Source organism: Bradyrhizobium glycinis (assembly GCF_016031655.1).
GTDB lineage: Bacteria > Pseudomonadota > Alphaproteobacteria > Rhizobiales > Xanthobacteraceae > Bradyrhizobium > Bradyrhizobium glycinis.
In genome coordinates, this window is sequence record NZ_JACCHQ010000035.1 from 54469 (window position 1) to 62647 (window position 8179).

At 65.3% G+C, this 8179-nt stretch carries 8 protein-coding genes; 4 read left to right on the plus strand and 4 right to left on the minus strand.

Features of this window, described 5'->3' with window-relative positions; translation table 11 throughout:
* Positions 1–54 precede the first annotated feature (54 nt).
* The 3 genes from HZZ16_RS33095 to HZZ16_RS33105 all read right to left on the minus strand — a co-directional run bounded on the left by HZZ16_RS33095 (position 55) and on the right by HZZ16_RS33105 (position 4345).
* Positions 55–2373: a TonB-dependent siderophore receptor gene (locus HZZ16_RS33095; RefSeq protein WP_197954520.1), complete on the minus strand. Its 2319-nt coding sequence runs from the start codon at positions 2371–2373 to the stop codon at positions 55–57.
* A gap of 192 nt (positions 2374–2565) precedes the next feature.
* A complete protein-coding gene (locus HZZ16_RS33100; RefSeq protein ID WP_197954522.1) occupies positions 2566–3231 on the minus strand; it encodes a methionine ABC transporter permease in 666 nt (221 codons plus the stop codon).
* On the minus strand, positions 3221–4345 hold the full coding sequence (locus tag HZZ16_RS33105) for a methionine ABC transporter ATP-binding protein (protein WP_197954524.1): 1125 nt from the start codon (positions 4343–4345) through the stop codon (positions 3221–3223). Before HZZ16_RS33105 ends, HZZ16_RS33100 begins: the two co-directional genes overlap by 11 nt.
* A 316-nt stretch (positions 4346–4661) precedes the next feature.
* Here HZZ16_RS33105 and nthA point away from each other — a divergent pair, with 316 nt between their 5' ends.
* From nthA to HZZ16_RS33120, 3 genes are read left to right on the plus strand one after another with little or no spacing between them, the layout of a single operon-like run.
* Positions 4662–5297: a nitrile hydratase subunit alpha gene (gene nthA / locus HZZ16_RS33110; protein ID WP_197954526.1), complete on the plus strand. Its 636-nt coding sequence runs from the start codon at positions 4662–4664 to the stop codon at positions 5295–5297.
* On the plus strand, positions 5294–5953 hold the full coding sequence (gene nthB / locus HZZ16_RS33115; RefSeq protein WP_197954528.1) for a nitrile hydratase subunit beta: 660 nt from the start codon (positions 5294–5296) through the stop codon (positions 5951–5953). The genes nthA and nthB overlap by 4 nt, the downstream gene beginning before the upstream one ends.
* On the plus strand, positions 5953–6333 hold the full coding sequence (locus HZZ16_RS33120) for a nitrile hydratase accessory protein (protein WP_197954530.1): 381 nt from the start codon (positions 5953–5955) through the stop codon (positions 6331–6333). Before nthB ends, HZZ16_RS33120 begins: the two co-directional genes overlap by 1 nt.
* A gap of 115 nt (positions 6334–6448) precedes the next feature.
* Here the strand turns inward: HZZ16_RS33120 and queC are convergent, their stop codons facing one another.
* Positions 6449–7162 carry a 7-cyano-7-deazaguanine synthase QueC gene (queC, locus tag HZZ16_RS33125; protein ID WP_197954534.1) on the minus strand — a complete coding sequence of 238 codons (714 nt, stop codon included), beginning with the start codon at positions 7160–7162 and terminating at the stop codon, positions 6449–6451.
* Positions 7163–7290: 128 nt separating this feature from the next.
* Between queC and mazG the strand changes: the two genes are divergently transcribed.
* A complete protein-coding gene (mazG, locus tag HZZ16_RS33130; RefSeq protein ID WP_197954535.1) occupies positions 7291–8109 on the plus strand; it encodes a nucleoside triphosphate pyrophosphohydrolase in 819 nt (272 codons plus the stop codon).
* The last annotated feature ends 70 nt before the right edge of the window (positions 8110–8179 follow it).

Consider the following 8179-nt stretch of genomic DNA (forward strand, 5'->3'; position numbering starts at 1 on the left):
CGTCTTGCACCCTCATCAGCAGGTCCGGCTTCCCATTGCTGGACCGTCTTCGATTCACCAGCGATAGGTCAGCTTGCCGATGGCTTTCCGTCCCTCAGCATACATGCAGCCCGAGAGACCATAGCAAGCGGCGACATAGCGCGTGTCCGCCAGGTTGGTGACGTTCAGCGACAGACGCCAATTGTCCCTCGTGTAGGCAAGCAGCGCGTCCAGCACCGTCGCTGATCCCACCTTGAAGGTGTTGGCGTCATCGCCCCAGGTCGCGCCGACATAGCGGATGCCGCCGCCGAACTGCAGGCCCGCGAGCGGCCCGTTCTGCAGCGTGTAGTCGCTCCACACTGAAGCGCGGTTGAGCGGCACGGTGACCGGCGCCTTGCCGACATTGACCGGGTCCTGCGTGACCATGGCGTCGATATAGGCATAGGCCGCCCGCAGGTTCCAGCCGTCGGCGAGCGACATCGTGCCTTCGAGCTCGATGCCGCGCGATTTCACCTGCCCGATCTGTTCGTAGAAGGTGGTGGCTGGCACGTACACAGCGACGTTGTCACGCGTCAGGTCGAAGGCGGCGAAGGTGAAGAGCGCGTTCCAACCAAGCGGTTGATACTTGACGCCCACCTCGTACTGCACACCGGTCTCGGGATCGAGCATCTGTCCGGACGGACTGGTCGCGAGCTGCGGCAGAAACGACTCGGAATAGCTGAAATAGGGCGCGATGCCGTTGTCGAAATTGTACATCACGGCGGCGCGGCCGGTGAACGCCGAGGAGTCCTTCGAGGTCGATGTATCGACCGGGGGAAGATTGGTGTCGAGCTGCGTCGTCACGAAGTCCTGGCGGCCGCTGAGCTGGAACGAGAGCCGGCCGAGCTTGATCTGATCCTGCGCATAGAGGCCGAGCTGCGACTGCTTGATGCCCTTGTTGTCGTACAGGCCGCCGAGAGCCCAGTCGTAGCTGTAGACCGGGTTGAAGACGTTGATCTCCGGCGCCGACGTCGTGACGGCAAAGGCCGTATCGCGAAACGTGGTGTTGCGATAGTCGAGCCCGACCAGGGTGGTATGGCTGAGAATGCCGGTGGTGAACTTGCCCTGGAGCTGGTTATCGACGGCGAAGGAGTTGATGTAGGAATTGCTGTAGCTGCCGAAACGCCCCAGCTGCCCCGCCGCCTCGTCGGTGTATCCGGTACCGTAGAAGGTCTTTTCCTCGTTGTGCTGATAAGCGTAACGCAGGTTCTGCCGGAACGTGATGTTGTCGGTGAAATTGTGCGACAGCTGATAGCCGGCGGTCGCGATCTCGGTGTTGAACGCGTTGAAGCTCGGCACGCCTGCGAAGAACGAGACCGGAATGGTGCGGCCGTTGTTCGGCCACACCGTGCCCGAGGCCGGCAGGAATTGCAGGCCCCACCCTGCCCGGTCGCGTTGGTAGTTGGCGAGCAGGGTAATGGTGGTGTCCTCGTTCGGCTTGAAGGTGACGGCGGGCGCGATGAAGACGCGGTTGTCCTTGCTGAAGTCGACCTGGGTTTCGCCGTCGCGCACGACGCCGGTCAGGCGCCACAGCACGGTGCCTTCCTTGTTGGCGGGGCCGCCCATGTCGAACTGGCCCTGATAGCGGTTGAAGCTGCCGCCGGAGATCGAGGCCTCGCCGAACTGCTGCGCGGTCGGCAGCTTGGTCACGTAATTGAGGATGCCGCCGGTGCCACTGCCGCCATACATCGCCGAGGACGGACCCTTGAGAATCTCGAGCCGCTCGGCTCCATAGGGATCGAGGCCGTTGAAGTGCACGTAGACGCTGGAGGGAATCCGTAAACCGTCGATGTAGAGGCCGGACATGGTGGTGTCGAAGCCGCGGATTTGGAGCGCGCCGAAGCGGGTGTCCGAGCCGCCATTGACGTCGCCACTGACACCGGCGGTGTAGCGCAGGGCCTCGCCGATCGAGACGGCGCCCTGGTTCCTGACCTGGTCGGTGGTGACGACGGACACCGACTGCGGCGTTTCGATCAAGGGCGTATCGGTCTTGGTGGCGGTGCCGCTGCGCGTCGCGACGAAACCGCGTACCGGGCCATTGGCGCGTTCGCCCGTTGCACCGTTCGATGCGGCCGACTGGGTTGGTGCAGCCTGCTGCGCCGGAGCGCGACGATTGGCGCGTGCGGTGCGTGTCGCCGCCGCCCGTCGCGACGACGCAATCGCCGCCGGACGAGCGCGCTGTGCCGGCGCTTCGACGGTGACCGGAGGAATTTGCGTCTGCGCCTCCACGGCACCAAAGGGAACGAGAGAGAATGTACTGACAGCCCCGAGCAAAAGCACCTGAATCTGTCGACGACGCGTGCCGCCACGCGAAGAAAGTTGAAAGTCGCTCACGTCTTTCGAGGCCCCACGCACTGCCGGCTTCGCCGGTACCGTTCTTGATGCCTCGCCCTAACTCAGGCGGTTTTCGAGCGCGAGAGGAACCGGGTTAGAATCTCTCCAGACGTGTGCGCAGCATGTGCGGCGAATGCGCTCAGGCGCGCTTCGCAGTTTGGAATGTTTCCAGACAGAAGCAGAATCGGCCTGTCAGCAACATCAGGAAATGATTCAGCGATGCCGCAGCCGGCGATTGACCCGGCGTGCCAGGTAATCACCGGCGCTCTGGACGATCTGCACCAGTGCGATCAGCACGACCACGACGGCCAGCATCATCTCCGGCATGAAGCGCTGATAGCCGTAGCGGATGCCGAGATCGCCCAAGCCGCCGCCACCGACCGCGCCAACCATGGCGGAATAGCCGAGCAGGCTGACCACGGCGAGCGTCAGCGCCAGCAGCAGTCCCGGCAACGCCTCCGGGATCAGGACCTTGAACACGATCTGGAGCGGCGAAGCGCCGAACGAGGACGCGGTCTCGATCAGGCCGCCGTCGACCTCGCGGATCGCAGCCTCGACGAGGCGCGCGATGAACGGCGTCGAGGCGATCGTCAGCGGCACGATCGCGGCCGTCGAGCCGATCGAGGTGCCGGCAACGAGGCGCGTGAACGGGATGATGGCGACGACGAGGATGATGAAGGGCGTAGAGCGCGTCGCATTGACGACGATGCCGAGCACGCGATTGACGATGGGGGCCGCGAACAGCTCGCCTTTGCGGCTGGTGGCCAGGAACAGGCCGAGCGGCAGGCCGAAGGCGGTGCCGAGCAGCGCTGCGATGCCGACCATGTACAGGCTTTCGAAGGTGGCCTGGATGATCAGGTTGATGAGTTCAGGCGACATAGCCGAGACGCTCCGCCGGGAGTTGATATTGAGAGAGCCAGGCGAGCGTCCGCGTCACCGCGTCCTCGCCGCCGGGAATTCCGAGCGTGAGCGAGCCCACGTGCTGGCCGCCGATCTCGTCGATGCGCGCCGACAGCAGCGCGACGTCGAGCCCGAGCTCGCGCGCGAGCCGGACCACCACCGTGTCGCCGGCCCCTGCCCCGCGCACCTGGATGCGGATCACGGCCTGCCCGCCGGCAGGCCGCTCCGAAACGATCCGGCTCGCCAGCGAGACCGGCAGGCTGTCGCCGATCACCTCGGCCAGGAAGGATTGCGTGATCGGATGTCTTGGATGCGTGAAGATGTCGGCGACATGGCCACTCTCGACCACGCGGCCGGCGTCTAACACCACCACCTCCTTGGCGAGCTGGCGCACTACGGACATCTCATGCGTGATCAGCACGATGGTCACGCCGAGCTCGCGGTTGATGTTCGCGAGCAAATCGAGGATCGCGCGCGTGGTCTGCGGATCGAGTGCCGAAGTCGCTTCATCCGACAGCAGCACGCTCGGCCGCGTCGCCAGCGCGCGGGCGATGCCGACGCGCTGCTTCTGGCCGCCGGACAGTTCCGAAGGATAGCGGTCGTGCTTATCGGCGATGCCGACCAGCGCGAGCAGCTCGGCGACACGGGCCTTGATGTCGGCCTTGGCCCAGCCGGCGATCTCCAGCGGCAGTGCAATGTTGTCGGCCGCGGTGCGCGAGGACAGCAGGTTGAAATGCTGGAAGATCATGCCGATCGAGCGCTGCGCCAGCCGCAGCTCACGGCCGGCGAGCGCCGAGATGTCGCGGCCGTCCACGATTACGCGGCCCGTGGTCGGCTTCTCCAGCCCGTTGATGAGCCGTACCAGGCTCGACTTGCCGGCGCCGGAGCGGCCGATCACGCCGGTGATGGAGCCGCGCGGAATGGCGAAGTCGATGTCTTGCAGCGCATTGACGCCGGGCTTGCCGCGATAGGCCGGATAGATCTTCGAGATGCCGGCGAAACGGACCATCGGGTCCAGCCCGACCGGCGCGGGTGAAATCGCTTCAAGCGTTTCGATCGGTCGTCCGATCGCGAGAGATTGGTGGGCATTCATGGAGCGGCCTTCATGCACAATGGTTCGGTCACCATATGCCCAGAGCACACAGGAACCGGTCGCGGTTTGCGACGGAGTGAAAAATGGTGATCAGGGGCTCAATCGAGCGCCCGCTGCACCGCAGCGCGTACCTTCGCTCTTTCTGGTCTTCCGTGCAATCTCGGATATTTGGAAGGACTTGGACGAAATTTTCCCGATTGCCTCTAGGCGGAGAAGATTGTCGGCCGAATCGCCCAATGCCCTCACGCATACGTGCCAGGAACACGCTGCAACGGACCCTCGACAGGCCCAGGCCGTTGCGCCTATCTTCCGCCGCATGAGCCAAGATCACGACGACCATCATCACCACGATCACGATCATTCCGAGCTGTCCGAGACGGAGCTGCGCGTGCGCGCCCTCGAGACGATCCTGACCGAAAAGGGCTATGTCGAGCCGGCTGCCCTCGATGCCATCATCCAGGCCTATGAGACCAAGATCGGCCCGCACAATGGCGCGCGCGTGGTCGCAAAGGCCTGGAGCGATCCGGCCTTCAAGACGGCGCTTCTGGAGGACGGCAGCAAGGCTATCGGCAGCCTCGGCCATGTCAGCCGCGTCGGCGATCATCTCGTCGTGGTCGAGAACACGCCCGAGCGGCACAACATGGTCGTGTGCACGCTGTGCTCCTGCTATCCCTGGGAAATGCTCGGGCTGCCGCCGGTCTGGTACAAGGCCGCGCCCTACCGCTCGCGTGCGGTCAAGGACCCGCGCGGCGTGCTCGCCGATTTCGGGGTCGCGCTGCCGAAGGACATCGAAATCCGGGTGTGGGATTCGACGGCCGAGACGCGCTTCCTGGTGCTGCCGATGCGCCCCGCCGGCACGGAAGGCTGGAGCGAGGAGCAGCTCGCCGAGCTCGTGACGCGCGACTCCATGATCGGCACTGGTTTCCCCAAGACGCCGGGAGCACCGTCGTGAACGGCGTGCACGACATGGGCGGCATGGACGGGTTCGGCAAGATCGAGCCCGAGCCGAACGAGCCGATGTTTCACGAGGAATGGGAGTCGCGCGTGCTGGCCATGGTGCGCGCGATGGGCGCGGCCGGCGCCTTCAACATCGACACCTCGCGCTTCTATCGCGAGACCTTGCCGCCGCACGTGTACCTGTCGAGCTCCTATTACAAGAAATGGTTTCTCGGGCTCGAGGAGATGCTGATCGACAAGGGCTATCTCACCCGCGAGGAGGTCGCCGCTGGCCATGCGATGCAGCCTGCAAAGGCGCTCAAGCACGGCAAGTTCGACCGCGCCAATGTCGAGCGCGTGATGGTGCGCGGCAAGTTCGATCGCCCTGCTCCGGCCCCGGCGAAATTCAAGATCGGCGATCGCGTCCGCGCCAGGAATATTCATCCAGCCACGCACACGCGGCTGCCGCGCTATGTGCGCGGCCATGTCGGCGTGGTCGAGCTGAACCACGGCTGCCACGTATTTCCAGATAGTGCGGCGATGGAGCGCGGCGAGAACCCGCAATGGCTCTATACCGTCGTGTTCGAGGGCCGCGATCTCTGGGGCGAGGACGGCGATCCCACGCTGAAGGTCTCGATCGACGCGTTCGAGCCCTATCTGGAGCCGGCGTGATGAGCAGCGCGCTTGCGGCCGCCGCCACGGCGGCGATCCCGAGCATTCCGCGCGACGACGACGGCCCGGTATTCCGCGCGCCCTGGGAGGCGCATGCCTTCGCGATGGCCTTGAGCCTGCACGAGCGCGGCGTATTCACCTGGCCGGAATGGGCCGCAGCACTCGCCGACGAGATCAAGCGCGCCCAGGCCGCGGGCGACCCTGACACCGGCGAGACCTACTATCTGCACTGGCTCGCCACGCTGGAGGGCCTCGTCGCGCGCAAGGGCGTCGCGTCGATGGAAACGCTGCACCGCTACCGCGACGCCTGGGACCACGCCGCGGATCGCACGCCGCACGGCAAGCCGATCGAGCTGCGGGACGAGGATTTTAAGGCGTAGCTGTCGCTGCCTTCGTCATTGCGAGCGTAGCGAAGCAATCCAGAAATCCCTCCGCGGCAACAGTCTGGATTGCTTCGTCGCAAGGGCTCCTCGCAATGACAACGGAGCGAGACGCCTACCGCCCCGCCACAAATTCCCGCCACCCCTTCGCCCGCAGGCTGCACGCCGGGCATTCCCCGCACCCATATCCCCAGTCATGCCTCGCGCCGCGTTCGCCGAGATAGCAGGTGTGGGACTGCTCACGGATCAGATCGACCAGCCCCTCGCCGCCGAGATCACGCGCCAGCTTCCAGGTCGCGGCCTTGTCGATCCACATCAACGGGGTGTGCAGCTCGAATGTCTTGGCCATGCCGAGCGAGAGCGCGGACTGCATGGCGCGGATGGTCTCGTCGCGGCAGTCGGGATAGCCGGAATAGTCGGTCTCGCACATGCCGCCGACGATGTGGCTGATGCCGCGCCGATAGGCCAGCGCCGCGGCAAAGGTGAGGAACACGAGATTGCGGCCCGGCACGAAGGTGTTGGGCAGGCCGTCCGCGCCCATCGCGATGGCGACATCGCGCGTCAGCGCCGTCTCGGAGACGGCCGCGAGCGTCGGGATTGACAGCGTGTGGCTCTCGCCGAGCTTTGCGGCCCAATCGGCGCGCAGGCCCTTGATGCCGTCGAGCAGGCGGTCGCGGCAGGCAAGCTCGATGGCGTGGCGCTGGCCGTACTCGAAGCCCAGCGTCTCCACGCGAGCGAAGCGGCTCAGCGCCCAGGCGAGGCAGGTGGTGGAATCCTGGCCGCCGGAGAACAGCACCAGCGCGGTTTCGGAGGAAAATGCATCACTCATGGCCCGCGCTTTAGCATCGCGCGACTTGCCCGCCAATCGGTGGAAATCGGCCTGTTCCGCCGCCTTGAGCTGGGATCGGGGCCCGGCTTTTGGCATAAGGCTCTGAACCCCAGGAGACTGCCCCGGCAATGACCCCTTCCCGCGACATTTCCCGCCTGATCGAGATCATGGCGGCGCTGCGCACCCCGGTGACCGGCTGCCCCTGGGACCTCGAACAGGACTTTTCGACGATCGCGCCCTACACGATCGAGGAAGCCTATGAGGTGGTCGACTCCATCACCCGCGGCGATCTCGACGATTTGCGCGAGGAGCTCGGCGATCTGCTGCTCCAGGTCGTGTTCCACGCCCAGATGGCCTCGGAGCAGAACACGTTCGATTTTGGTGACGTCGTCGAGGCCATCACTCGCAAGATGATCCGGCGTCATCCCCACGTCTTCGCCGACAAGGACGGCAATCTCGCCTCCTCCCACGTCAAGGAAGTCTGGGACCGCATCAAGGCCGAGGAGAAGGCCGAGCGCGCCGCGCGCCGGCCGCCGGAACAGGGGCCGACGCACAAGTCACTGCTGTCGGGCGTGAAGGCCGGCCAGCCCGCTTTGACCCGCGCGATGGAGCTGCAGCGCAAGGCCTCCACCGTCGGCTTCGACTGGAACGACCCGCGCGCGGTCTTGCAAAAAATTCGCGAGGAAGCCGACGAGATCGAAGCCGCGCTCGACCGCAACGACCGCGCGGGCCTGGCGGAAGAGACCGGCGACCTGATGTTCGCCCTCGTCAACCTCGCCCGCCACGTAGACGCCGATCCGGAAAGCGCCCTGCGTGCGACCAACGCGAAATTCGAGCGGCGCTTTGCCTATATCGAGCGGGCGCTGGAGGCGCAGGGCCGGACACTCGAGCAGGCCTCGCTGGCGGAGATGGACGCGTTGTGGAATGCAGCGAAGACCGCCACTTAGCCAGGTGCGGTGGCAGAGAGAGAGGGCAGCACCATCCCATCGCCGATCGGTCAGCAATGTACCCCGATTC

What these genes read in the sequence shown, in the direction of transcription:
- queC (WP_197954534.1), bottom strand. Translation starts at nt 7,162, where the DNA reads ATGAGTGATGCATTTTCCTCCGAAACCGCGCTGGTGCTGTTCTCCGGC.
- mazG (WP_197954535.1), top strand. Translation starts at nt 7,291, where the DNA reads ATGACCCCTTCCCGCGACATTTCCCGCCTGATCGAGATCATGGCGGCG.
- HZZ16_RS33105 (WP_197954524.1), bottom strand. Translation starts at nt 4,345, where the DNA reads ATGAATGCCCACCAATCTCTCGCGATCGGACGACCGATCGAAACGCTT.
- HZZ16_RS33100 (WP_197954522.1), bottom strand. Translation starts at nt 3,231, where the DNA reads ATGTCGCCTGAACTCATCAACCTGATCATCCAGGCCACCTTCGAAAGC.
- HZZ16_RS33120 (WP_197954530.1), top strand. Translation starts at nt 5,953, where the DNA reads ATGAGCAGCGCGCTTGCGGCCGCCGCCACGGCGGCGATCCCGAGCATT.
- nthA (WP_197954526.1), top strand. Translation starts at nt 4,662, where the DNA reads ATGAGCCAAGATCACGACGACCATCATCACCACGATCACGATCATTCC.